The 23,973-nt window shown below is 48.9% G+C and carries 21 protein-coding genes; 8 read left to right on the forward strand and 13 right to left on the reverse strand.

The window, feature by feature from the left end; all coding sequences use genetic code 11:
• Positions 1-35: 35 nt before the first annotated feature.
• Both H6F93_RS29220 and trxA read right to left on the reverse strand, forming a co-directional pair.
• The gene (locus tag H6F93_RS29220) at positions 36-1,142 is read right to left on the reverse strand and encodes an alkene reductase (protein ID WP_347277374.1); all 1,107 of its coding nucleotides are present in this window, start codon (positions 1,140-1,142) and stop codon (positions 36-38) included.
• Positions 1,143-1,226: 84 nt separating this feature from the next.
• A complete protein-coding gene (trxA, locus tag H6F93_RS29225) occupies positions 1,227-1,622 on the reverse strand; it encodes a thioredoxin (protein WP_190644197.1) in 396 nt (131 codons plus the stop codon).
• 171 nt (positions 1,623-1,793) lie between these two features.
• Between trxA and H6F93_RS29230 the strand changes: the two genes are divergently transcribed.
• Together H6F93_RS29230 and H6F93_RS29235 are read left to right on the forward strand one after the other, a co-directional pair.
• On the forward strand, positions 1,794-2,108 hold the full coding sequence (locus H6F93_RS29230; protein ID WP_190688814.1) for an ArsR/SmtB family transcription factor: 315 nt from the start codon (positions 1,794-1,796) through the stop codon (positions 2,106-2,108).
• 63 nt (positions 2,109-2,171) lie between these two features.
• Positions 2,172-4,271, forward strand: a complete 2,100-nt coding sequence (locus H6F93_RS29235) for a prolyl oligopeptidase family serine peptidase (RefSeq protein ID WP_199314185.1) — start codon at positions 2,172-2,174, stop codon at positions 4,269-4,271.
• A 290-nt stretch (positions 4,272-4,561) separates the two neighbouring features.
• Here the strand turns inward: H6F93_RS29235 and H6F93_RS29240 are convergent, their stop codons facing one another.
• Complete coding sequence (locus H6F93_RS29240) at positions 4,562-5,053, reverse strand: hypothetical protein (RefSeq protein WP_190688817.1); 492 nt, start codon at positions 5,051-5,053, stop codon at positions 4,562-4,564.
• Positions 5,054-5,461: 408 nt separating this feature from the next.
• Complete coding sequence (gene egtD, locus H6F93_RS29245) at positions 5,462-6,532, reverse strand: L-histidine N(alpha)-methyltransferase (protein WP_190688820.1); 1,071 nt, start codon at positions 6,530-6,532, stop codon at positions 5,462-5,464.
• 247 nt (positions 6,533-6,779) lie between these two features.
• On the opposite strand from egtD, the gene era reads away from it, so the two are divergent.
• Positions 6,780-7,757, forward strand: coding sequence for a GTPase Era (gene era, locus H6F93_RS29250; protein WP_190688824.1), 978 nt, complete (start codon positions 6,780-6,782; stop codon positions 7,755-7,757).
• A 25-nt stretch (positions 7,758-7,782) separates the two neighbouring features.
• Here era and hisC read toward each other — a convergent pair whose 3' ends face one another.
• Positions 7,783-8,823 (reverse strand): histidinol-phosphate transaminase, encoded by a 1,041-nt coding sequence (gene hisC / locus H6F93_RS29255; RefSeq protein ID WP_190688827.1) that lies wholly within the window; start codon positions 8,821-8,823, stop codon positions 7,783-7,785.
• Between the two features lie 42 nt (positions 8,824-8,865).
• Positions 8,866-9,960: a 3-dehydroquinate synthase gene (aroB, locus tag H6F93_RS29260; protein ID WP_190688830.1), complete on the reverse strand. Its 1,095-nt coding sequence runs from the start codon at positions 9,958-9,960 to the stop codon at positions 8,866-8,868.
• 88 nt (positions 9,961-10,048) lie between these two features.
• Between aroB and petL the strand changes: the two genes are divergently transcribed.
• A complete protein-coding gene (gene petL / locus H6F93_RS29265; protein ID WP_190644190.1) occupies positions 10,049-10,144 on the forward strand; it encodes a cytochrome b6-f complex subunit PetL in 96 nt (31 codons plus the stop codon).
• 135 nt (positions 10,145-10,279) lie between these two features.
• On the opposite strand, the gene H6F93_RS29270 is transcribed toward petL, so the two are convergent.
• From H6F93_RS29270 to gyrB, 4 genes are all read right to left on the reverse strand, one after another.
• Complete coding sequence (locus tag H6F93_RS29270; RefSeq protein ID WP_190688834.1) at positions 10,280-12,682, reverse strand: VIT domain-containing protein; 2,403 nt, start codon at positions 12,680-12,682, stop codon at positions 10,280-10,282.
• Between the two features lie 146 nt (positions 12,683-12,828).
• Positions 12,829-13,392 (reverse strand): thylakoid membrane photosystem I accumulation factor, encoded by a 564-nt coding sequence (locus H6F93_RS29275; RefSeq protein ID WP_190688871.1) that lies wholly within the window; start codon positions 13,390-13,392, stop codon positions 12,829-12,831.
• Positions 13,393-13,567: 175 nt separating this feature from the next.
• A complete protein-coding gene (locus H6F93_RS29280; RefSeq protein WP_190688837.1) occupies positions 13,568-14,203 on the reverse strand; it encodes a hypothetical protein in 636 nt (211 codons plus the stop codon).
• A 281-nt stretch (positions 14,204-14,484) separates the two neighbouring features.
• On the reverse strand, positions 14,485-16,425 hold the full coding sequence (gene gyrB / locus H6F93_RS29285; protein WP_190688840.1) for a DNA topoisomerase (ATP-hydrolyzing) subunit B: 1,941 nt from the start codon (positions 16,423-16,425) through the stop codon (positions 14,485-14,487).
• A 37-nt stretch (positions 16,426-16,462) separates the two neighbouring features.
• On the opposite strand from gyrB, the gene miaA reads away from it, so the two are divergent.
• Complete coding sequence (gene miaA / locus H6F93_RS29290) at positions 16,463-17,584, forward strand: tRNA (adenosine(37)-N6)-dimethylallyltransferase MiaA (RefSeq protein ID WP_199314186.1); 1,122 nt, start codon at positions 16,463-16,465, stop codon at positions 17,582-17,584.
• 43 nt (positions 17,585-17,627) lie between these two features.
• Positions 17,628-18,203, forward strand: a complete 576-nt coding sequence (locus H6F93_RS29295) for a Uma2 family endonuclease (protein WP_190688843.1) — start codon at positions 17,628-17,630, stop codon at positions 18,201-18,203.
• Positions 18,204-18,394: 191 nt separating this feature from the next.
• Here H6F93_RS29295 and H6F93_RS29300 read toward each other — a convergent pair whose 3' ends face one another.
• Positions 18,395-19,063 carry a tetratricopeptide repeat protein gene (locus tag H6F93_RS29300; RefSeq protein ID WP_190688847.1) on the reverse strand — a complete coding sequence of 223 codons (669 nt, stop codon included), beginning with the start codon at positions 19,061-19,063 and terminating at the stop codon, positions 18,395-18,397.
• 148 nt (positions 19,064-19,211) lie between these two features.
• On the opposite strand from H6F93_RS29300, the gene H6F93_RS29305 reads away from it, so the two are divergent.
• Positions 19,212-20,759, forward strand: a complete 1,548-nt coding sequence (locus H6F93_RS29305) for a SagB/ThcOx family dehydrogenase (RefSeq protein WP_190688849.1) — start codon at positions 19,212-19,214, stop codon at positions 20,757-20,759.
• Positions 20,760-20,801: 42 nt separating this feature from the next.
• Positions 20,802-21,161 (forward strand): gamma-glutamyl-gamma-aminobutyrate hydrolase family protein, encoded by a 360-nt coding sequence (locus H6F93_RS29310; RefSeq protein WP_190688851.1) that lies wholly within the window; start codon positions 20,802-20,804, stop codon positions 21,159-21,161.
• On the opposite strand, the gene H6F93_RS29315 is transcribed toward H6F93_RS29310, so the two are convergent.
• On the reverse strand, positions 21,133-22,641 hold the full coding sequence (locus tag H6F93_RS29315; RefSeq protein ID WP_190688854.1) for an alpha-amylase: 1,509 nt from the start codon (positions 22,639-22,641) through the stop codon (positions 21,133-21,135). The genes H6F93_RS29310 and H6F93_RS29315 overlap by 29 nt on opposite strands.
• 112 nt (positions 22,642-22,753) lie before the next feature.
• A complete protein-coding gene (locus H6F93_RS29320) occupies positions 22,754-23,164 on the reverse strand; it encodes a hypothetical protein (RefSeq protein ID WP_190688857.1) in 411 nt (136 codons plus the stop codon).
• Positions 23,165-23,973: the final 809 nt, after the last annotated feature.

Here is a 23,973-nt window from a genome sequence, read left to right on the forward strand (position 1 = left end):
TTGAACTAACCTCTAGCTCCTACTCCTCAAACAACCTAAGCACTTTGTAGCTCAAGCGTAGGATAGTCAATATATCCCTGCTCAGTGCCACCATAGAAAGTTGAGCGATCGGGCGTATTCAGCGAAGCGTTAGCAGCAAATCGCTCTGGCAAATCTGGATTGGCGATGTAGAGTCTGCCGTAGGCAATCAGGTCGGCTGACCCTTCTGCCAACAGAGCATTACCTGAGTCGCGGTCATGCCCCCCCGCTGAGATAATCGTGCCATTAAAAATTGAGCGGAAATGGCTAGAGGGTAAGTCTGGGCGGTTCGGTTCCTCTAGACTCATGCCCGGAACCCGTGGCTCCACAAGGTGCAGATAGGCAAGCCCAAAGCGGTTTAACGCTCCGATCACGTAATCAAACAGCGTCTGTGGATCAGAATCTTGCATATCGTTGAAGGTGCCGCTGGGAGAAAGCCGAACACCGACGCGATCGCCTCCCCACACGCCTGTCACGGCCTCCGTCACCTCCAATAGAAAGCGGCTGCGATTCTCAACTGAACCGCCATACTCATCTGTGCGCTGATTTGCTCCGTCCTGTAGAAACTGATCGAGCAGATAGCCATTGGCACCGTGAATCTCCACACCGTCAAACCCAGCGTCTAGCGCATTTTGGGCAGCCCGACGGTAATCTTCAACAATCCCAGGAATCTCTGTGATTTCTAGAGCGCGTGGGGTGACAAATGGCTTTTGTCCTTCATAGGTTGAAGCTTCACCAGCAGGGGCGATCGCCGAAGGTGCAACTGGGAGCGCTCCATCAGGCTGTAACGACGGGTGAGAGATCCGTCCGACATGCCAAAGCTGGAGAAAAATTTTGCCGCCCCGCTCATGTACCGCATCCGTCACCAGCTTCCAGCCTTCAACCTGCTCTTGAGAGTGAATGCCTGGAGTCGCCGGATAGCCTACACCTTGAGGAGAAATCTGCGTTGCCTCACTGATGATTAGCCCTGCCGATGAACGTTGTGCATAGTAAGTTGCGTTCAAAGATTGAGGCACATTCCCTGCACTAGCACGGTTGCGAGTCAGCGGAGCCATTACAATCCGGTTGGGCAGTTCATACGCGCCAACTTTAACTGGCGAAAGCAAATGAACATTAGAACTCACAAATTTATCTCCTTTAAACAAGAATGGGGATCGGAACTTAGGCATTCACTCTTTTGCCGTTGTTTGCCGTTGGTCTCAGCTAGCTCAAGCTGCCTGCTCTGAGTGAGCTGCTTCTATCAAAGCTTCTAGCTTTGCAGCAAAGACTCGCTTGGGAGCTACACCCACCACCTGATCAACGACTTTCCCCGATTGAAACAGCAGTAGCGTCGGGACAGCACTAATCTGATAGCGACTCGCAATGTGACTATAGTCATCAATGTTGAGCTTGGCGATCTTGGCTTGACCTGCAAAATCAGCAGCTAACTCTTCGACGATGGGGGTGATCATACGACAGGGACCACACCAGGCAGCCCAAAAATCAACTAGCACCGGTAACGAACTGTCGAGGACTTCTGCCTGGAAGTTGTCTTCCGTTAGCGTAATGTATCGAGATGAACTGGAAGCCTCTGAAGAAGTCTTTGTCTGAGATGTACTGGACATAATGCTAATCTCCTTTAGTCCATGAAGCGGACTAGTTAAGTGGTTAAACAACCGCTTAACTACGATAATATTGAAAAGTAACTCAATAGTCAAGTGGTTGTTTAAGTGCTTCAATAAGCCTGTTCGAGTTTTATTTGAAAACCCAATTTATTCTGCTGCCTGTATCTAAACATGGACAATCAACCGTCACCTGTGTCACCGCTGCTTGAGAAAACTGAAAATGACTGTCGCGCCAAAATTTTTGCGGCGTTGTCTGACCCTACCCGTTTGCGTATCGTAGAGCTACTGGTTCGCGAGAATGAGCTAAGCGGCTCTGAAATTGCTCAGAAACTTAACATCAGCCTCGCTCTGTTTTGTCACCACTCTAGGACACTGGCAGAAGCTGGGTTGATCACAACCCGTCGGGACGGGCAAACCAAGTACAATGCCCTGAATCGCGATGTTTTAACTGCCTGTCTCAAAAGCTTTTCTGGGTTGATGGATTAACCATCATCTTCCAAAAAATTAGGGTTCCGATACATTGAAAGAAGTCGTTCAAAGTTCTTCGCAATGTCTCAAGCCGATATGCAAGCTGATGTCAATCAAGCCGACAAGTCCCTGGTTTATCCCCCCAGTCCTAAAGTCGATCAGGTGGATAATTATCATGGTGTGCAGGTCTCTGACCCTTACCGTTGGTTAGAAGATCCCGATTCAGACGAGAGCCGTCAGTGGATCGAAGCGCAAAACCAGGTGACGTTTACCTACCTGAATGATATTCCTGCCCGTGAAAGTCTGAAACAGCGGTTGACCCAGCTTTGGAACTACGAGAAATACGGCATTCCGTTTAAGCGGGAAAACCGTTATTTCTACTTTAAGAATGATGGTTTGCAGAATCAGAGCGTTCTCTACACACTGCCCGAACTAGATGCAGAACCGAGAGTTTTGCTTGACCCTAATACGCTTTCTGAAGATGGCACGGTGGCACTCTCGGGATTGGCAATTAGCGAAGATGCCAAACTGATGGCGTATGGGCTATCTACATCTGGTTCCGATTGGCAGGAGTGGAAAGTACGAGATGTAGAAATGGGTGAGGACTTGCCTGACCATCTAAAGTGGATTAAGTTTTCGGGCGCAGACTGGACACTTGATGGCAAGGGCTTTTTCTACTCGCGCTATGACGAACCAAATGAAGCAACAAAATTAGAAGACATTAACTATTATCAGAAGCTTTACTTTCACCAACTCGGTACGTCTCAAGCCGAAGATGTCCTGATTTATGAGCGCCCTGACGAAAAGAATTGGATGTTTGGTGGCGAAGTCACTGAAGATGGCAATTATCTAGTAATTTTGGTGAGTCAAGGAACAGACCCTAGGAATCTAGTGTTTTGGAAGGATTTGAGAAATCCAGAAACCCCTGTAGTTGAGTTAATTAACTCCTTTGAGGCAAAGTTTAGCCTGATTGACAGTGAGGGCACGGTGTTCTGGTTTGAGACTGATCTGGATGCGCCACGCAGTCGAGTAATTGCGATTGATATTGCCAATCCAGCGCGAGAAAATTGGCAAGAGGTGATTCCCCAAGCGGATGAGACACTGATGGGTGCGAATATCCTAAATCACCAGTTTGTCGCTTTCTACCTCAAAGATGCCTACACCCAGGTAAAAGTATTTGACTTGAACGGAACGTTTATACGAGAGGTTGAGCTGCCGGGAATCGGCTCGGCAGGAGGTTTTGGCGGTAAGCGCCATGATACAGAAACATTCTACAGTTTCACCAGTTTCACTACACCAACAACTATTTATCGTTATGACATGGTGAGTGGAGAAAGTAGTGTGTTTCGGCAACCAACGGTAGATTTCAATCCTGATGAGTATGAGACAAAGCAGGTGTTTTATGCCAGTAAGGACGGTACTCGCGTTCCGATGTTCATCACTCACAAAAAGGGATTAGAACTGAATGGGAATAACCCTACTTACCTGTATGGATACGGAGGGTTCAACATCTCACTCACGCCGTCCTTTTCACCCAGCAATATTGTCTGGTTAGAGCTGGGTGGTGTGTTTGCGGTACCAAATTTGCGCGGCGGTGGTGAGTATGGTGAGGAGTGGCATCAGGCGGGTACAAAGCTAAATAAGCAAAATGTATTTGATGATTTTATTGCAGCAGCGGAGTGGCTGATTGAGCACCAATATACATCACTGAAGAAGCTGGCGATCGCCGGAGGCAGCAACGGCGGCTTACTGGTCGGAGCCTGCATGACCCAGCGACCCGATTTATTTGGAGCGGCTTTACCCGCGGTGGGTGTAATGGATATGCTGCGTTTCCACAAGTTCACTATCGGTTGGGCCTGGTGCTCTGACTACGGTTCACCAGAAAACTTAGAAGAATTTCAGGCACTCTACGCCTATTCTCCATTGCACAATCTGAAACCTGAAACGGGTTATCCTGCAACTCTGATCACAACGGCTGATCATGACGATCGGGTAGTGCCTGCCCACAGCTTTAAGTTTGCGGCCGCATTGCAGGAAGCTCATGTAGGAAATAATCCGGTGTTGATCCGGATTGAGACTAAAGCAGGGCACGGAGCCGGAAAGCCAACGGCTAAAGTGATTGAGGAGATCTCCGATCGCTGGGCATTTTTGGTGCGATCGCTAGATATACAGTCCCCTTGAACCCAGATTTTTGCCGAAAAGGTAGAAGGTTTTTTGGGGTTCTCCAGAATTTGAGAACTGTGTATGACACGGAATCCGTTTCGTAAAGAAGCACTATTTGGTGTACGGGCGAAGCATTCAGCAAAAGAATTGTGCTTTAGTGGCAAGGATTGTAACCGAATGCTTCGCCCCTACCGCTACTGCTACTCTATAGACGGATTTGGTATGAAAAGCTCCAACTTCCACTTATAGGAAGCTGGAGCTTTCAAACTGGTATTTATTAATTTGGTAGAGCCAACTCAATGAGGTAATTAGCCGAGCACTTCAAGCTCGATGACATCAAAGGAACTGCCACGCAGAACCGATTCCACCTGCTTACCCCGTAACCGCTGTCCTGTGACTTGCTCCATCACACCCTGAATCGCTCCTAATGTGAAGGTTAGCTTGCGGTCAGAGCCTTGAAGTTCACCCGCCGAGCAAATGGTTTCCCGACAGTAAACCAGGATTTTTTCTCCATCTGCGACAATGTTATCAATAATGCAGAGCCGCGTGCCGTCCCTGCCCAATGCTGCCTGAAGCAGCGAAACAATTTTCTCAGAGTTAATTCCCACTCCTGTCAAACCAAGCTGTTCTGCAAGTTGCTTGCCTCGCTGACGACCTGCAGCAATCAGAGCGATCGCTGCTGCCTTTTCACCGAGCGCATCTTCAGTCCCAGTCACGATTGCTCTAAAACAAATAATGCTGCTAAAGTCACCTAACTCGGTACGCAGTTGATTGACAGCAGGAATTGCAACGCTAGACATAACAAACACCTCAAAAATTTTCAGGACGGACTGTTGAAAGCAACTGTTTTTTGCTTTCATCTGTGTTGCTTGATGCAATTCAAGCAACATACTTGTACTGTTAAAGTACCCATATTGAAAGCAATTATTCTGCTTTCATCTGTGTTGCTTGAATTGCATCAAGCAACATACTTGCACCGTTAGAGTATCGTTACAGTCCTCATGGGAATTAACTTTTGTCACCTTTATCAAAGCTATATATACCAACCCTAAATCGTCTGTAGATGAGTAGGTTGCACAATCAGCAACTTACCCTAATGAATGCCTTTCAAGGCTTATTTAGGATTGCCATACAAGGGAAAATGCAACTCCGTAACCTATTGATGTCAACTAACTAGATAAATGTCAAACAATCCGGACTGGAGATAATTAAGAATTACATCGCTGGCAAAGCAACAGTCCAAACCATTGATTTGGATCAGTCCAAGTTTGGATAGGCTGAAGTCCTTTGGACTCAAGCTCTTGCTGAATTTGAGCGAGGTTAAACTTACGCGAGATTTCACTTAGGATAGTTTCTCCTGATTGAAAGGCGATCGCCACTCCTAAATCTCGCAATTCAACAATTTGCGCCTTCAGGCTGCGTAAGTGCATTTCGATTTGTTGCAGCGATTCGTTATAAAAAGACCAGTGTTCAAATTGAGTCAGGTCAAAGTTTCCGTCAAATTGCTGGTTTAAATGGCTGAGCATATTCAAATTAAAGGCAGCGGTGACACCTTGGCTGTCGTTATAAGCCGCTTCTAGCAGTTCCTTTGGCTTTTGTAGGTCGATGCCTAACAGAAAATATTCACCAGTCTGCAATGCTTGAGTAACCTGTGAGAAGAATACGTCACATTCTTGCGAATTCAGGTTGCCTAGAGTGCTGCCAATGAAGCAAATCATCCGAGTGGGCAGTGGGGCTGGGCTGAGCCGCTCTAGCGCTAGCTCATAGGTGCTAACTAACCCGTGAATTTTGAGGCTGGAATAGTCCGTTAACAGGGTACGGGCGCTGCTTTCAAGAATGCCTGCACTAACGTCAATGGGCAGGTAGCGTAAGGGATATCCCTGCTGCTGGTAGGCATCTAGCAAGAGGCGAGTTTTGCTGCTGCTGCCGCTGCCTAGTTCGACAATTTCGCAGGCTCCAGTCAGTTGGGCGATCGCCCCTGCGTATTCCTGAAAAATGGCGGCTTCTGTGCGAGTCAGGTAATATTCTGGCAAATCGCAAATTTGCTCGAACAATTGAGAGCCGTGATCGTCATAAAAGTAGCGCGGCGGCAAAGATTTTGGCGTTTTGCTCAAGCCCTCAATCACATCCTGCGCTGACTCCAGATCGGTCTGAGCATTGACTGGATCAATCAAGTACTCAATCTGAAGGCGATCCTCTAGGGCGTACTGGGAAGAGGAGCGATCGCCAATTTTGCTTTGAGAAAAACCCGTTGAGCCAGAAGATTTAGGAAATTGCATGAAGCTTTCATAGAATCCATCAGCGGGTAGACCAAGAGCCACACCCGCCCTGCATTTTCCCATCCAATAATGAGAATTGGCTTAGCCTTTAGGATCATTTGTTGCCAAAACCTTCTACATTAGCTCAACCGATCTGCGCTATAAATTTGACGTGCAGGATACGATAGCGATAGTAAGAGCTTAGGCTACGGCAGTTCCCTGGAGTCTTGTTAAGCTGCTGAGTCAAAAAATTAAGCAAACAGTAACGATGACAGATGTAGATTTTGAACTCGATAATCAGGCTGAGGCGCTGCCACTTTTGTCGGACGTGGCTTTGATCCCACAGGCTCCCGAAGGCTTCAAGTCTGGCTTTGTGGGCATCGTGGGACGGCCGAATGTGGGCAAATCTACCCTGATGAACGAATTGGTGGGGCAAAAGATTGCGATTACGTCGCCAGTGGCACAGACGACACGCAATCGCCTCAGAGGAATTTTGACGACCCCTGAGGTGCAAATTATTTTTGTTGATACGCCAGGGATTCACAAGCCCCATCATCAGCTTGGGGAAGTGCTGGTGAGAAATGCCCGAATTGCGATCGATTCGGTAGATGTACTGCTGTTTGTGGTAGACGGAACGGTGGAGGCGGGCGGGGGCGATCGCTTTGTCGTAGATTTGCTCAGCCAATCTAAAACGCCTGTGATCTTGGGGATCAACAAGGCAGACCAGCAGTCTGCTGATGCTGAATCAATCGACCATAGCTACATCCAACTAGCAGAAGCAAACGGTTGGGCAGTGGCAAAATTTTCTGCCCTCACAGGAGACGGGTTAGAAGCTTTGCAAAGTTTGTTGAATGAGCGACTGGAGTTGGGCCCGTACTACTATCCCCCCGATTTAGTCACTGACCAGCCAGAGCGTTTCATCATGGCTGAATTGATTCGGGAGCAAATTCTGCTGCTGACTCGTGAAGAAGTGCCGCATTCAGTGGCGATCGCCATTGACCGCGTAGACGAAGAGCCCGAAATCACCCGCATTCTCGCCACGATCAACGTTGAGCGGCAGTCGCAAAAGGGGATTGTGATCGGCAAGGGCGCAAGTATGTTGAAGGCGATCGGGACGGCGGCCCGTCAGCAAATTCAAAAGCTGGTAATGGGAAAGGTCTACCTGGAGCTATTTGTGCGGGTGCAACCAAAATGGCGACAGTCCCGCACGCGACTTGCAGAATTTGGCTATCGGGTTGAGGAGTAACATCCTCAAGAGCCAGAAAGCCTGCTTACTGACTGAGTAATTGCACCAATTTCTGATTTTGCACATCAGTGCCAATCGTGATCCGCAGCTTGTCCTGGAGTTGGGGTTGGTTAAAGTAGCGGACTAGGATGCCCTGCTCTTTTAACGTCAGGTAAATTTCCTCGGCATTGCCGTGAGGTGGACGCACCAGCAGAAAATTAGCTTGGGAAGGCCCAACCTGGAAGCCTAGCTGCTCCAAGTCTTCTGCCAGTTTTGCGCGGGATGCTTTAACTTTTTCGGCATTGGCAATTTTATGAGGTTGGTCGGCGATCGCCGCCGCACCCACTGCACAGGCGATCGCGTCAACGTTATAGCTATCCTTAACCTTCATCAGTCCGTCCAGTAAAGCTGGGTTGCCAATCCCAAAACCCAATCGCAGACCTGCCAGAGAATATCCCTTGGAAAGGGTTCTGAGAACAATGACGTTATCGTATTTTTCAACCAGTTCCAGTGCGTCTGACTCAGCAAAATCGACGTAGGCTTCATCAATCACCAGTAAGCCAGAAAGCCCTGCTGCTAACTTTTCCAACAGTGCATTAGGAACCAGCGTTCCAGAGGGGCTGTTGGGGGACGCGATGAAGGTAACGGCTCCGTTGGCAGCAATCAACTCCTCAACGGGCAGATCGTACTCCTCGCCGTAGGGCAATTCGACAAACTCGGCATCTTGAATTTGAGTTAGGGTGCGGTACAAAACGTAGGTTGGAGCAGGATAAACGACGCGCCGTTCTGGTTCCGCGCAAGCCCGCAAAATCATCGTTAGCAGGTCATCACTACCATTGCCAACCAAGATCCAGTCGGCAGGAATGCCCAATGCTTTACTCGCTGCTTCCCGAAATGGTTTCGCAGTCGGATCAGGGTAGCGGCGCAGCAACTCGCCACTCAGATCTTGCAACACCTGAAGTGCCGCAGGTGAAGGCGGGTAGGGATTCTCATTCGTGTTGAGCTTGATGATGTTCGATCCCGGTGGCGGCTGTTCTCCCGGTTTGTAGCCCTGCATCGCGTTGATGCGATCGCGGAAAAATTGCATGAGATCTCCCTTGATTGAACGAATTGATTGAATGAAATTGAATTATTGGAGTTGGCGTAATACCTGCCGAACGGTTTCTGACGGTACTTGATCGGTTACTTTGACGGTTCCAATTTGAGTGGGGAGGACAAAGCGAACCCGTCCGGCTTCAACTTTCTTGTCGGTTTGCAGGGTATCTACGATCGCTTCAACATCTAGCTCAGCTGGGATCTGAGTAGGCAGTCCAGTTTTTTGGATTAAGGCATGTTGGCGATCGCTCTCTGCTTGCGTCCACAGCCCCAATTCCACAGCAATCTGTCCGGCTGCGACCATGCCGATCGCAACAGCTTCTCCGTGATTCACCAGACGATATCCAGTCAAGCTTTCAACTGCATGTCCGATCGTGTGACCATAATTCAAAATCGCTCGTAGTCCTGCTTCTTTCTCGTCTTTGCTGACAACGTGTGCCTTTGCCTCACAGGAACGGGTCAAAATCATTTGCAAGAGTTCTAGATCGAGATAGCGCTGTTGATCTAGTCGGGAAGCTTGCTCTAGCTGTTCAAACAACTGAGCGTCCCAGATGATGCCATATTTGATTACCTCTGCCATGCCTGCCCGAAATTCTCTTGCAGGTAGCGTATTTAGCACTTGCGGGTCGATGAGTACCAGGCGCGGCTGATAAAATGCGCCGATCAGGTTTTTGCCCTGGGGATGATTTACACCCGTCTTGCCGCCGATTGAGGCATCAATCATTGCTAGCAAAGAAGTTGGAACCTGGACAAAGTTAATTCCCCTCAGCCAGGTTGCTGCTGCAAAGCCTGCCATATCCCCAACCACTCCACCACCCAACGCCACGATAGTCGAGGAGCGCTCTAGGCGATTTGCTAGAGCCGTGTCATAAATTTTTTGAATTGAGGCGAGAGTTTTGTAGCGTTCGCCTGCTGGAATCGTATGCTGGACGACCTCAAAACCCGCCTGTTCTAAAGAGGCGATCGCCCGTTCTCCATAGCTACGAAAAATGCCGGGATTAGAAATCAGCAGCACCTTTTTTCCTAGCTTCAGCGGCTGCATCCAACTGCCCAAATGGTCTAGCCCACCTGAAACGACGGCAACTTCATACGACCGCTGCGGTAACTCAACTGTGACAACAGATTTCATTGGCTTACCAACCCATAACCCTCGTGCGCTGTATTCTACTCCAGGAAGTGGTTCAATAGTTTTATGAAGCTTTTAAAGGAAAGGTTAAATGTCTGGAGTACTTGCTTACATTCTGCTTTACGGGGCTGCATTTGGGGCGGCGATCGCGCTGTATTTTGGGCTGCGTGCGGTTAAGTTGATTTAGGTTGAATGGATCCGATCAACAGCCTGGAGATTTAACAGCCTTGAGCTGAATTTCAGCTCAAAGCCCAAACCTCAGGTTAATTTCGCCTGTAGGGGCGGTTCACGAACCGCCCCTACGCAATTTATGCTAATTGCTCTAAACCCGCAGCGTTAGCCGAACGGTTCCAGTTTGTTGAGTGGGAGATGTCCAGGTTTGTAGCGATCGCCTCACGGGATCAACGACCTCAGCCGCTTCTATCGTCGATTCCTGATCATTCAGCAGCACTCGCTCGACACGACCATTCCGCAGGCGCAGCTCTAAAACCAGATCTCCGGTAAAACCAGAAGGCAAATTGACAGACTGCAAGTGCTGCTCCAGTGAAGCTAGCTCTGCCTCATCTAATCCTTCTGTATCAACGATTTGAATTTGGGAGGCTGTTGGTGTAGGAATAGGAGACATTGGGCGGAGCGTGAGTGGATCGGGTGCCATTTCATAAGCATCTTGCTGTCCGACTGAAGCCATTGAGCGACTGGGAGCCATTGCACCACCCGGAGCAGAATTGCTCATGGCTGCATCAGCACCGCCAAAAATTCCTTCGTAGCTTACCCCTTCCGGTAGCTCGACGGGAACCTGCACTCGACGGCGTGTGCCGTCTGGGTCTACTCGCACCTCTTCACTAATGGCGACAAAGGCAGTGTATTGCGACAGCAGCCGATACTCTAGGGCTGTATTGGTGACCGCTTCAACGCCTGTTGTGGTTTCGCCGCCAAACATTTGGTTCATCAGATCTTTGATGCGGAATCTGCCCCAGAGTTGGGCGATCGCCTCATTCCCTTCTTCCTCAAAGCTGACTGGAATCGTCTGCTCATAGCGCTGCCCACCTGCTGCCGTTCCAGTAATGTGCAGAGTGCCGCTCATGCCATCAGGCTTACGTCCAAATAGCACCAATGGCTGCTCGGCAAACAGGTCAGGTGCCGCCAAGGGATAGATTTCTGGCGCTTCGCCGTCTCCCTGCCAGCGCACCTCAACGTTGGTCAACACCGGGTTGTTGATTTGTTGAAAAAACTGCTCTGCGACGGCTTCGGTTGGTTCATCCTGACGCACGACCTGCACCGTACCGCGACCAACCTCTGCCAATCGATTCAGCAGAAAACGATTCACCGAACTGCCAACCCCAAAACTATACAGACGGTTGCCAGGACTGAGCCGCCGCTGCACTTCTGCAATCACCTCGTTTTCGTTGCCGATGTAGCCATCGGTCAGGAGTACAACGCTCCGTAACCGTCCGTCTTGGGCTGGGGGAAAGTTCATCACAGCTTGAATTCCGTTGAGCAATTCGGTGCCACCGTTTGCGTCTAGCTGATTGATGTAGGCGATCGCCCTTGCCCGGTTCGCAGCAGTATTCGGTAAAGGGGTAGCGGAGAGTTGCGTAGTGGTATTCGCAAAGTCAATGATCGTAAACGTATCGTCTGGATTCAGCCCGTTGATCATGCGGCGCATTAGCTCTTGCGACTTTGCCAGAGGATCACCCTCCTGCGACCCAGAGGTATCCATCAAAAACACCACATCTTTGGGGACAATCTCATCTGCGTCATACTCCACTGCTGGGATCAAGTAAGCCGCAAAGTGTCCGCCCCGTTCGTCTACTTGATTCAAGACAGTTGCCTGAGTGCGATCGCCCGCAACCCGATATCGCAAAACCAAATCTTTGTTCGGAATCGTATCTTCGCCATCAAGCGTCACCCGCACTGCCTGTCCATTATGGCTAGTACGAATTTGGTGAGACGTAGAATGCACGTCTTGAATCGGTACTCCTGCATCAATGTCTACTGTGACTCCGATGTCATGCCCGGAACGCACTTCTGGTGGCAGCACAGGTGGCGTAATCTGAGAAGCATCGGGCACCTGGTCAGTGTCACCGCTGGGAGCAATCGGCGTACCGGGAATGTAGCGCGGCCCAACCACCATCGGAAAGACAAATTCGTAATCGCCACCCTCAAACTTGAGGCTCTCAGTGTAGCGAATCGTTACGTCAATCTGTTCACCAGGGCGAATGTTTGCCAATGACTGAGTGAAGATATTGTCTCGCTCTTGCTCCAGCAAGCCTGCTGTTTGTCCCTGCTCGATCGCTTGCTGATAAAGTTCCTGGGCTTCCTCCCGCCGCTTAATGTCGCTTCGAATGGTGCGATCGCCAATCTGAATTTCCATATCATCCACTGCCGCCTCGTCCGGCAGCGGAAACACATAAACCGCCTCCAGTGGTTCCTCAAACGGATTCTCAAACGTCTGCGTCATCTCAACCCGCGACACATTCCCGCTGACTTGAGCCTTCACCTCAGTGTGGCGCAACGGAAAAACCTGCTCCTGCCCATCCATCTGGACATACAATCCTCCTGTTACACCATCGGATGCAGCAGGGGACTCTCCTGTCCCTAAGCCGGAACTTGAGTTAGCCGGAGAGGGCGATCGCGTGGGCAATTGGGCGATCGCAAAGTGAGCCAAACTACCCGCTACGCCAACCAGCAGAACCGTCAACGGCAAAACAAAGGAGAGTTTCATAGGAGGAGCTTAGGTGAACGAAGATAGCTCTCACCATGACATCCGTTGAATTGCCTTCCTTCAGGGTTGCGAAAACTGCAACAGAGGAGTGAGGGATAGGGAATGAGGAAATACCTTCTTGCCCTAGCTCCCAGCGCCTCTCATCCTTACTCTCTAACCAACTCCGTATTAATCTCGTTCACCTGTCGGCGCTTTAGCTCAACCGACTCGGAGCGGGGCAGCAGGTTAAATACTTCACGAAACTTGTCGTCGATCCGCTCAAAGGGAATTGTACCTGTCTCGTTCAACACAACCTCCCCCGCCTGATTAAATAACACCGTTTGGGGTACCAGTCCCTTGTAGTAGTAGCCCAGGTCTGTTGGCTCGTAGTGATCTTGAGGGGCGATCGCATCCACAGTCATGGCAATAAAATCAGCCGCCCGACCGTAAAATGAATCAAGCTGGTTGACGACTGCAACAAACTCTTTGCAATCACTGCTGTCATCTACATAGAACACAACCAGCGTTGGCTTATCTCTTTTAAAAGACTCTGCCAGCGTCACTTTGGGCGGAACCAGAGAACCGTTGCCTGCATAGAGCGGAAAAATGTTGCCATCAAAGCGATCGTCCGTCAGACCCGCCCAGGCAGGATTGCCTAGCAGTCCTAATAGTCCAAGCAGCAGCACCAGACTCAGCAACAGCCTGGAAAGCTTTCGACAAAAAGAATTCATCACAAAACGTCTTTGCAAAAAACCGTCCCAAACCAAAAACTTATCCCCTCAATGTTAAACCTTAGGGTGTGCTTTAAAACTGCTTTAGAAGTTGATTCGCTAGATGCTTCATGCCCAGTTAACCAACTTCTAAGACAGACGTGCCTTTGGCAGTTAGCCTTGCCAAGCCTTATTGCTACTGAGCAGGCGACGGAGCAGGCGACTCAGTCGCAGCGGGTGCTTCAACTTCTTTAAAGCCTTGGATAACCTGCTGAAGTTCAGGTTTGTTACGCTCAAAGCTAGAGGGCAACGTCCAGGCCAAAATCTGGTGATACTTCGTTGGAGTTTCAACCGTGGTGTGTAAATATGCTACGTTAATTCCCTCGATGGTTCCCTGAATCTCGTACTGTACGGCTGGGTTACTTCCTACGGTCGTTACATCAGTCGGTCCAGTAATTTCAGGATCGGTTAAGCTCTCAACGAGTAACCCACGTGTAATTTCTGAATGCTGCTCAATGGTTAGATTCTCAAAATCTGCCTTGTTTTCGGATAAAACGATCACGTATTCTTCACTGCCTCGCTTAGAAGCTTGAATCTCGGCTGACTCATGAAGTTCCCGATCTTCTACCCAACCGTTGAGCAGGGTAAGTTGGCTCTGACCATCCAAACCAACAAGAACATTACCCGCATCCTCAGGACTAGCAGCTTCAGTAGGTTCCGTCGGAACTGTAGCTCCCTCAGGATTAGCAGAATCGGTATTTGCGTTGGGGGTGCAGCCTCCCAAAACCAGGGCAGTAAGGAGTAAAACTGGGGTAAAGGTTTTAATAAACATAGGCACGTTAACCTTCTCGTGTCGAAGTCGATACTAAATGGCTTGCATTTCGCAACCGTTAAATCCGGATTGCCTGGGAATAATGTTTATGGATGAGATGTTTTCTAAGCAGCCTAGTCATCCCTCACAAGCTTAGCCGCAGATAGGTTAAGTGGCACGAGAAATATGGCTATTCTCAATAGCTTAAAAATCAATTTTGAATCTCTTAGCTATCAGTCATTAGTCATTTGGGGATGATGACTCCCAATGACCAATGACTGATAACCAATTTAGATATTTGATTAGATATCCAGATCAGTTAGGTTCAGCTTTGAGCCGTAGGTTTCGATGAACTCACGTCGAGGGGCAACGCGATCGCCCATTAGCACCGTGAAGATCCGATCTGCCTCAGCTGCATCCTCAATTTCGACTCGCTTTAACGTCCGGGTTTCAGGATTCATTGTAGTGTCCCAAAGCTGCTGGGGCATCATTTCTCCCAAACCTTTAAATCGCTGAATCGTGTAGTTAGCGTTAGCGGGAAACTGTGATGTGATCTGGTTAAGTTCGCGCTCGCTATAGCAGTACTGATGCTGCCGTCCTCGTTCTACTTTATAAAGAGGAGGGCAGGCAATGTACACATAGCCCTGATCGACCATCGATCGCTGATAGCGGTAGAAGAAGGTCAATAGCAGTGTCCGAATGTGAGCGCCATCTACGTCAGCGTCAGTCATGACAACAATACGGTGATAGCGTAACTGTGATGGGTCAAACTCCTCACCTTTGATACCCAGACCTAATGCGGTAATCAGCGCCTGAATCTCGGTGTTTTTGTAGATCTTGGCATCGTCAGTTTTCTCAATGTTGAGGATTTTGCCTCGCAGCGGCAGGATTGCTTGGAAGCGGCGATCGCGTCCTTGCTTAGCGCTACCTCCCGCAGAGTCTCCCTCCACGATGAAGATTTCTGACTCTGCTGGGTCACGAGAGCTACAGTCTGCCAGCTTGCCGGGCAGCGTTGACGACTCCAGTACAGATTTGCGGCGCACTAGTTCTCGCGCCCGTCGGGCAGCTTCTGCCGCGTTAAAGGCTTGAATCGCCTTTTCAAGGATCGCATCAGCAACGCTAGGACGAAACTCTAGATATTCGGTTAGCGCCTCACCCACTAGGGAATCTACGATTCCTCGAACTTCGGTGTTGCCGAGTTTAGTCTTGGTTTGTCCTTCAAATTCAGGATCAGGTACTTTAACCGAAATGACGCCCGTCAGTCCTTCACGGATGTTTTCCCCTGCCAGGTTAGAGTCACTTTCCTTGAGCTTGTTGCGCTTGCGGGCGATGGAATTCATCGTCCGGGTTAGCACTGCCTTCAGTCCTTCCAGGTGAGTACCACCATCAATGGTGCGAATGTTGTTGGCAAAGCCCAGCAGGTTATCAGTGTAAGCATCTACACACCATTGAAGTGCCACCTCAACCTGCACGTTGTTGCGCTCACCCTGAACAAACACCACTTCATCATGCAAGGGCTGTTTGTCTTTGTTGATGTAGCTAATGTATTCACGAATGCCACCAGCGTAGTGATATTTGTCAATACGCGGCTGGTCGCTCTTGAGCAGTTCCAGGCGATAGTCAGTAAAAGTAATCTCAACTCCAGCGTTTAAGTAAGCCAGCTCCCGCAGGCGACTTGCCAGCGTAGCGTAGTCAAACTCAATACCCGTCGTCGCAAAGATTTGAGAATCTGGCTTAAAGGAAATCGAAGTCCCTGTCCGCGCGTCAGGGCTCGGCTGAATGGACAGACCACCGATAGGTATACCCCGTTCAAACCGCTGGACGTGCACCTTGTTGTCTCGCCAAACGGTTGCTTCAACCCACTCTGACAGGGCATTGACGACTGAGATACCAACCCCGTGCAAACCACCCGAAACTTTGTAGCCACCACCGCCAAACTTTCCGCCTGCGTGTAGCACCGTCATTACGGTCTCTAAAGCAGACTTGCCGGTTCGGGGATGCACATCTGTCGGAATTCCGCGTCCGTCATCTGTAACGGTGACAGAGCCATCTTCATTCAGGCTGACCTGAATGTACTTGCAATAACCCGCTAAAGCTTCATCAACCGAGTTGTCAACAACTTCGTAAACTAGGTGATGGAGTCCACGTGGGCCTGTGCTACCGATATACATGCCCGGACGTTTGCGGACAGGCTCCAATCCTTCAAGGACTTGGATTTGGTCAGCACCATAATTGGTTGTCATGTATGAAGCGCTCCCATAATTCGGTTTGAAGCCATCTATGCTTCAGAACACCAAAACCTATCAAAATTATAACACAAAAGGGTTTGAAGCGATTTTAGAGCGGTTTGAAGTGAAAAATAAAGCAGGGATCGATCGAGCCCAATTCCGACAGAATTTTGATGACATTCAGCAACCTGCAGATGTTGATAGTTTAACCTGCAGGAATAGTAACTTTGTACTACCATCGGCTATTCCTATTCTAATTGTTATTTGTGGAGCAACGGCAACTGGAAAGTCGGGATTGGCAATCGCCCTCTCCCAGCGGCTCCAGTCTGCCATTCTCAGCGCTGACTCGCGTCAGGTTTACCGTGAGTTTGACATTGGCACCGCAAAACCAACCTCCGCTGAGCAACAGCAAGCCCCCCATCATCTTATAAATATCTGTGACCCCACCGAAACGCTAACGCTAGCAGACTATCAGCAGCAGGCGCAGCAGATCATAAGTAAGTTTCACCAATTGGGCGATCGTTTCTCTATTCCACTGTTAGTTGGCGGAACCGGACTTTATATTCGTGCAATTACGCAAGGTTTGCAGATTCCTAGAGTACCCCCACAAGCGAAATTGCGATCGCAGCTTCAAGCACTAGGACAACCTCAGTGCTACGCCTTTCTAAAACAAATTGATCCCGTCTCTGCCCAAAAAATTCACTTAAATGATGCCGTCCGAACGCTGCGTGCTCTGGAAGTGTACTACACCACCGGAAAACCCATTTCTCAGCAGCAGGGAGAACATCCACCGAGTTACCCAATTCTGCAAATCGGGTTGGATTGTGTCACGTTGGATCGACTAGCTCAACGCATTGAGCAACGCACGCAGCAAATGCTTGACGCTGGCTTGATTGCTGAAGTCACACAGCTTTGTCAGAAGTATGGATATGACCTGCCTCTGCTCAACACATTGGGCTACCAAGAAGTAAAGCAGTATTTAACCGGAGACATTTCTCTACAAGCTGCAAAAGAGCAAATCGTTCTGCATACCCGCCAGTTTGCCAAACGCCAGCGCACCTGGTTTCATGGCGATCGCCAAATTGAATGGTTTGATGCTGACTCTCCCCACCTAGTTGATCAAGTGTGGGAAAGGATTCAGGCATTCCTCCAAACCTGCGAGGCAAGAACCTGAGCTTAATATACGCTTGAGTAAAAGGTGAGCTAATCCCAAAATTATGACTGCCTTAACTTTAAAGCTTGATTCTGTTGTGAGGCTTACTGATGAGCAGTTCTACCAACTCTGTCAGGACAACCCTGAACTGAGATTGGAACGCGCCGCAACCGGAGAACTGATCGTTACGTCCCCAACGGGAGGAGAAACAGGGAAACAAAACTTTGATCTTGTGATTGCGCTTGGAGTTTGGAATCGGCAAACCGGGCTTGGAGTTGGATTTGATTCATCAACGGGGTTTAGGCTGCCGAATGGAAGCGATCGCTCCCCCGATGTTGCCTGGATTCCCCAAGCCAAATGGGATGCTCTAACCTCAGCACAGCGAAAACGATTCCTGCCGCTCTGTCCAGACTTTTTAGTTGAGCTACTCTCTCCCTCAGACAGTTGGGAAGCCGGTGAAGCAAAGATGCAGGAATATCAGGACAACGGCAATCGGTTAGGCTGGTTGATTGACCCAGAATCACGCAAGGTTGCAATTTACCGTTTAGGGCAAGCCGTTGAAATCTTGGAGTCTCCAGATGCTTTATCAGGTGAAGATGTGCTGCCAGGATTTGTGCTAAATCTTCAAACCATCTGGTAGTTCCGTCCAAAAGCTTGTCCTTAAATCTGCAAACCCATTCATTGAATTTCTTAACCCGTTTGTTGAATTCACATACTCGTTCATTGAATTTGCAAACCTGCTCATCGAATTCGTATACTTGCTTTCTGAATTTGCAAACGCGTTTGTTGAATTTGCACCCGCATTCAGAAAGTTTTGATGATAAATATCAACTACTCCTGAGAATTAACAGCATCAATCATCAGGCGAAGCGTCTCTACTCTCACTGAATCGCTTTGTTGCTCAAACAGTTCAGCAGCCTGCTCATAGTCTCTGCAAGACGCTTGACGGTCGCCCATGAGTCTAAAAATATTGCCACGTATAGCCCATGAGTCAGCCATGTCAGGGTATAGGTCGGTTGCTCTGGTAGCTTCAGCGATCGCCTCTGAATAACGTTTCTCCTGTGCGAAGGCAGCACTCCTTAGCAGAATCTGTTGAACTTCTGGCATATCTTCAAATGCAACCTCATCCTCATCAGGAGTCTGCTCTTGTAGATTTTTCTCAGCCAACGACTGCTTTTGCAGTCCTAAATATAGTTTCTGCCGCTCACAAACTCCAGCTTGAACAGAATCACCTTGTGCTTGAAACGCTTCTTGAGCTTTTCCAGCACTTTCAATTGCCCCTTCCAAATCACCTAGCTGATCTTGAATATCTGCGCGAAGGGCATACGCTTCTGCATAGTGAGGAGCAAGTTGAATTGCCCGATTTAATTCAGCAAGAGCCGTTGTTAATCTATCTGGATGAGCAAGCCCTCTAACAACAGAGGCTACTTTTGCACGTGCATCTAGATACAAATAGATCGCTTCGGCATTCCCTAAATTTTCTGATTCTGCTGACTCCATAGAACCTTGGAAATTTTAAGTTCTAGTCTAAAGCTAAGTACACAGCGATCACCCTAAATTTAGCAACAAGCCTAACCCGCAAAAGTTGGTCAATCTGAGTTGGGAGTGTCAAGATCAAAGAAGGACTTAGGATTGCTCTGAAACTTCTATGCCAGACCTTCAGGTTTCGATTGCTCAGCACTACCACGAGCGCACCAAGTACGACCCAGCGACGATTCAAGAGAAATCTCAAGGGTTGGACTGGGACAAACAGCCGATTCCGTTCAAGGAATATAAGATTGGGGCAACCTATGACCTCAAGCCTTACCTGACGGAAGTGGAAGCCTCTCCTAGCGATTTTGCGGATAGCTGGGAGCGATTGTCTCGGCTGCTATTTTGCAGCTATGGGCTGACGCTAAAGATGATGACTCGCTATGGCGATCCGGTCTATCTCAGGGCTGCACCATCAGCCGGAGGGCTATATCCGGCTGAGGTCTATCTGATTTCACGCGGGACACCACTGCTGCCTGCAGGGCTTTACAGCTATCAGCCACAGTCTCATTCGCTGATTCGCTTTTGGGACAGTGAGGTCTGGGAAGATTTGCAGAAAGCCTGTTTCTGGCATCCGACTTTAGAAAATACGCAACTGGCACTGGTGGTCTCGGCGGTGTTTTTCCGTTCGGCATGGCGCTATCAGGATCGAGCCTATCGCCGAATTTTTCTCGATACTGGACACCTCTTGGGCAATGTAGAATTGGCGGGAGCAATCAATGATTACCGTCCTCACCTGATTGGTGGCTTTGCCGATGAAGCAATCAATGAACTGCTTTACCTTGATCCAGAGCAGGAGGGGGCGATCGCCATCATTGCTTTAGCAGATCTGCTTGACGTACAGCAAAATCTACCGCTGGCGCAAGCTGCTCTACCCTCTGCAACGCAGATCAAATATCCCAAAATTCCAGATGGAGAACTGCTGAACTACTTCCATCGTGCTACCCAGATTGGTGTTGCTCAAAGTTCTCCTTTTCCCACTGGCACCAGACCTGAAGCGGAGTCCGTCCTGGTCGCTGAGCCTGCGGAAGACAAGTACAACTTTCCGTTTTGCCTGAAAGTTTCTACCGTTGCCCCTTCGATCTTTTGGGGCGAAAACTTGTCGGCACTGGAAAGCACTATTCTCAAGCGCCGTTCAACTCGCGCCTACAGTGGTGAACCGCTTACCTTGGATGAACTTAAGGCGCTGCTTGACTTTACCTATCAGCCGCATCATTACATTGACCAAAGTTTAGATCGATCGCCTGACTACTTTGACCTGAATTTAATTGAAACCTTCATTGCCGTCTCTGGCGTTGAAGGATTGGAGGAAGGCTGCTATTACTACGCTCCTAAGGCTCAAGAACTCAGGCAAATCCGCTTTAAGAATTTCCGACGAGAGCTACACTTCCTCTGTCTAGGTCAAAACCTGGGACGCGATGCTGGAGCGGTGCTGTTTCACACGGCTGATCTGAAGCAGGCTGTAGCAGCGTATGGCGATCGCGCCTACCGTTATCTGCACATGGATGCCGGACATCTGGGACAGCGGCTCAATTTGGCTGCCATTCACCTCAACCTGGGCGTGAGCGGCATTGGCGGCTTCTTTGATAACGAAGTAAACGAAGTTTTGGGCATTCCTACTGACGAAGCAGTTCTCTACATTACAACTTTGGGACGACCAGCGTGAGAGGAGTAAGGGACATAAGTTCTTTCCAAATGCAACGGTGCTATGGAATTACTGCTAATTGGGGGCGATCGCATCACTCACGGTCTCGATCATCCTCGCCGTCCTTTCCAGCACGACGTTCACATCAAACCTAAAACTCACTTAGCAGATATCATCAAAGACCCTACCATTACTGTTGTTTCTTGGCATCATCAGGCAGTAAAAAACATTTCTCCAGCATGGCGAGTTTCAGCCCAAGCAGACGATGGACTGATCGAAGCAATAGAACACCAGGAACATCCCTGGATGTTAGGTGTGCAGTGGCACCCGGAAATGTCGCCGCAATGGGCACCCCATCCCCGACTGTTTCAAGCATTAGTGGATGCTGGACAGGCTAGGAAACCTTTGCGCCAGCGTGTATAGCGATCGCTCCCATTCCATTTACAGAGAGAATAATTTGCTTGTGACGATCAACAGTAACAGTTGCGTTTGCTCCTGTTGCAGTACAGCCTGTTCCCTCGGCATCTAACTCACCTTCCATTACATTGCAATAGGTACCTGGAGCCAGGTCAGTTTGAAAAGTGTGGTTTAACGGAGTGGACTCCCGATTAATTACAACAAATCCTTTATTTCCACGACTAAAAGCAATCTGATTTGCCCCATTGCTCCACCAGTGAGTGAGTGGCTCGGCTGAGGTGTGATTGCGGAAGCTCACCATGTTGGCGATCGCCTGCCAGCGATGTTCACACTGCCACTCCTCAAAACAACTCACTTCACCATTGTGATAAACACTGTGTGTATTGCCATCTGCATCAGCAGGCGGTCCCTGCTCGGAATTTGAGAACTTATAGCTCGACATCAAATCTGGGTAGCCATAGGGATGCGCCAGCATAAACACATTCGCTAGTTCATAAAGCTTGCCGTTCTTGTAAGTCAGGTAGGTGCCGCCGCCGCCATGTCCCCGCTGCTTGTCATGGTTATCAATAAATACGATCGCCTTATCACTTGGTGCTAATCCCCACTCCTCACCCAAAGTGTCCAGTTGCGATAGGCTTTGTCCTTCCAATCCCAAAAACTTTGCGCCTACTAGACGACCATATTCAAACTCATACACATCGCCGTGACTATAATATTCAGACTTACGAACTGCTTCAGTTCCCGGATCAATTACCTCTTGCAGAATGTAGGGTTGAGCAGTCACAGACTGTTGCACCAAGCTTAAAATTGCTCCTAACTCTTTGGTGTTGATGTGTTTGGCAGCATCAATCCGAAATCCAGCCACACCAAGATTCACCAAATCAATCAGGTACTCAGCAATGCGGCTGCGAACATAGCTTGAGCTAGTCTTGAGATCTGGCAACCCGGAAAGTTCGCAGTTTGTCACCTGTTCGTGATTACGATAATCCTGAATGTTTTGCCGGCAAGAGTGGAAATCGCGAGATTCATACAGCCCTGGATAATGATATTTGGTGAAGGTTGAACCTGCACTTCCCTTGCCGCTGAGTTCACCAGACATGTGATTGATCACCGCGTCGGCATATACGTCCACGCCTGCGGCTCGGCAGCGTTCAACCATGTTGGTGAATTGAGTGCGATCGCCACTGCGACTCTTAATCTGGTAACTGACAGGCTGATAGCGTTGCCACCAAGGGTAACCCTGCTTAGCAATCACTGCATGTTCATTGGGAGGCGAAATCTGAACGGCTGCGAATCCCCTTGGTCCTAAAAAGCTCTCACATTCCTGTGCTACATCTTCCCATTTCCATTCAAACAGATGCACAAAGGCAGTTCGGGGTACTATAGCTTCCTCCACTGAATCTGTATCAATCCGCCAAACCGAGCCGATCAGTGGTATCACCAAAAAAATTAGAAACAGCAAGCCATAGACAAACTTCCGCAACATGATATGCACCCACGACCCTAGATAAGTCTTGTTCAAACTAAATTAACTTGTTCTGAGAATGCCCTTCACCCAAACAAAATGAACAAAGCCGCAGTTCTACTGAGGCGATCGCTTAGCATCCCTGCACACCAATCACAGGAATTTCAATTTCTTGTCCAGCCTGCTCAATGTGAACAATGCCATCTTCAATGGCGATCGCTTCTACATCTGCCCGTTGTTCTGCAAATCTGCCTTCTAACCCAACCTGAATCTCACCCTCCAGGCTCTCAAATGTTTGGTAAAACTGCGTGCTGGGTTGCTCCTGCGGATAAGCAGACAGTCCCTCAAACCGAACAATCTCCCCGTCAATCTTCATCCACATTGAAACAGGCTCCCCCAAAGTAGCTACCAAGATGAAGTTAGGCTGATCAGGACTATCTGGCTTCCACACTGCTAGTCCACACCCATATATGTCATCGCTCTCTACTTCTTCTAAGGTAAATTCCTCAACCTCGAAGTTGATCGCTGCTGGTGACTCAGTCACGGTCGGATCAGGAGAACTAACTGGAGAATCCGCAACTTGAACTTGTGGGGTAGTACTATTCTCCGATTTGGTAGTTGGGGACTGAGAGTTACATGCTGTAGCTAGACTGAGCAGCAACAAGACATGGAGAAGACAAAGCACATTTTTCATAGCAAGAATTTGGGCGATCGCCTTTTCAACTATAAACGGGCGATCGCCCCTCACCTCAAGCTACTACACACTCAAAAACGCTAGTTGGTACAGGCACAGCTACACCCTCTTCTCTCAAACCCTCTAGATGAAATTAAATTGCATCAACAATCAATTCTTTGACTTCCTCCAGGGTTTCTCCAACCGCTACACAATCCGGTGAATTGGTAGCATAAGCACCGTATCTAGTTTCTCCCTTCTCAATTACAGAATGGGCATTTTTCTCAAACTACTTGTGGGATGGGCATCTTGCCCGTCCAAGTCTAAGCAAGCAGATGCTATTTCACAACAAACCAGATGGATAGGAAGCCTGCTCCAATTAGATTCTGGACTGAAGTGCTCACTCGAGCGGGCAAGATGCCCACTCCACAGGAGCTTTGAATAGGACGTTTATTTTACGGAAAGCTGTATCAGACGTAAAAATTTTCTGAAGAAATTTGCCAGAAGAATGGGTAGCCTTCTGGAATTTCTGATAGTCCAGCCTTCACTGGATTTTGTTTAATGTATTCAGGACTTACGCAGATGTACTAAATGTGGTGGTCAGCTTAGCCCAATTTCATAGCAAGAGTGGGTGATTTGAGTTGCCCAATCAAATAGTGGGATAACAGTCTGCTCTTGAG

The organism is Leptolyngbya sp. FACHB-671 (assembly GCF_014695745.1).
In the GTDB taxonomy this organism is placed as follows: domain Bacteria; phylum Cyanobacteriota; class Cyanobacteriia; order Elainellales; family Elainellaceae; genus JAAUTN01.

What these genes read in the sequence shown, in the direction of transcription:
- trxA (WP_190644197.1), bottom strand. Translation starts at nt 1,622, where the DNA reads ATGTCCAGTACATCTCAGACAAAGACTTCTTCAGAGGCTTCCAGTTCA.
- H6F93_RS29230 (WP_190688814.1), top strand. Translation starts at nt 1,794, where the DNA reads ATGGACAATCAACCGTCACCTGTGTCACCGCTGCTTGAGAAAACTGAA.
- H6F93_RS29235 (WP_199314185.1), top strand. Translation starts at nt 2,172, where the DNA reads ATGTCTCAAGCCGATATGCAAGCTGATGTCAATCAAGCCGACAAGTCC.
- H6F93_RS29240 (WP_190688817.1), bottom strand. Translation starts at nt 5,053, where the DNA reads ATGTCTAGCGTTGCAATTCCTGCTGTCAATCAACTGCGTACCGAGTTA.
- egtD (WP_190688820.1), bottom strand. Translation starts at nt 6,532, where the DNA reads ATGCAATTTCCTAAATCTTCTGGCTCAACGGGTTTTTCTCAAAGCAAA.
- era (WP_190688824.1), top strand. Translation starts at nt 6,780, where the DNA reads ATGACAGATGTAGATTTTGAACTCGATAATCAGGCTGAGGCGCTGCCA.
- hisC (WP_190688827.1), bottom strand. Translation starts at nt 8,823, where the DNA reads ATGCAATTTTTCCGCGATCGCATCAACGCGATGCAGGGCTACAAACCG.
- aroB (WP_190688830.1), bottom strand. Translation starts at nt 9,960, where the DNA reads ATGAAATCTGTTGTCACAGTTGAGTTACCGCAGCGGTCGTATGAAGTT.
- petL (WP_190644190.1), top strand. Translation starts at nt 10,049, where the DNA reads ATGTCTGGAGTACTTGCTTACATTCTGCTTTACGGGGCTGCATTTGGG.
- H6F93_RS29270 (WP_190688834.1), bottom strand. Translation starts at nt 12,682, where the DNA reads ATGAAACTCTCCTTTGTTTTGCCGTTGACGGTTCTGCTGGTTGGCGTA.
- H6F93_RS29275 (WP_190688871.1), bottom strand. Translation starts at nt 13,392, where the DNA reads ATGAATTCTTTTTGTCGAAAGCTTTCCAGGCTGTTGCTGAGTCTGGTG.
- H6F93_RS29280 (WP_190688837.1), bottom strand. Translation starts at nt 14,203, where the DNA reads ATGTTTATTAAAACCTTTACCCCAGTTTTACTCCTTACTGCCCTGGTT.
- gyrB (WP_190688840.1), bottom strand. Translation starts at nt 16,425, where the DNA reads ATGACAACCAATTATGGTGCTGACCAAATCCAAGTCCTTGAAGGATTG.
- miaA (WP_199314186.1), top strand. Translation starts at nt 16,463, where the DNA reads ATGCTTCAGAACACCAAAACCTATCAAAATTATAACACAAAAGGGTTT.
- H6F93_RS29295 (WP_190688843.1), top strand. Translation starts at nt 17,628, where the DNA reads ATGACTGCCTTAACTTTAAAGCTTGATTCTGTTGTGAGGCTTACTGAT.
- H6F93_RS29300 (WP_190688847.1), bottom strand. Translation starts at nt 19,063, where the DNA reads ATGGAGTCAGCAGAATCAGAAAATTTAGGGAATGCCGAAGCGATCTAT.
- H6F93_RS29305 (WP_190688849.1), top strand. Translation starts at nt 19,212, where the DNA reads ATGCCAGACCTTCAGGTTTCGATTGCTCAGCACTACCACGAGCGCACC.
- H6F93_RS29310 (WP_190688851.1), top strand. Translation starts at nt 20,802, where the DNA reads ATGGAATTACTGCTAATTGGGGGCGATCGCATCACTCACGGTCTCGAT.
- H6F93_RS29315 (WP_190688854.1), bottom strand. Translation starts at nt 22,641, where the DNA reads ATGTTGCGGAAGTTTGTCTATGGCTTGCTGTTTCTAATTTTTTTGGTG.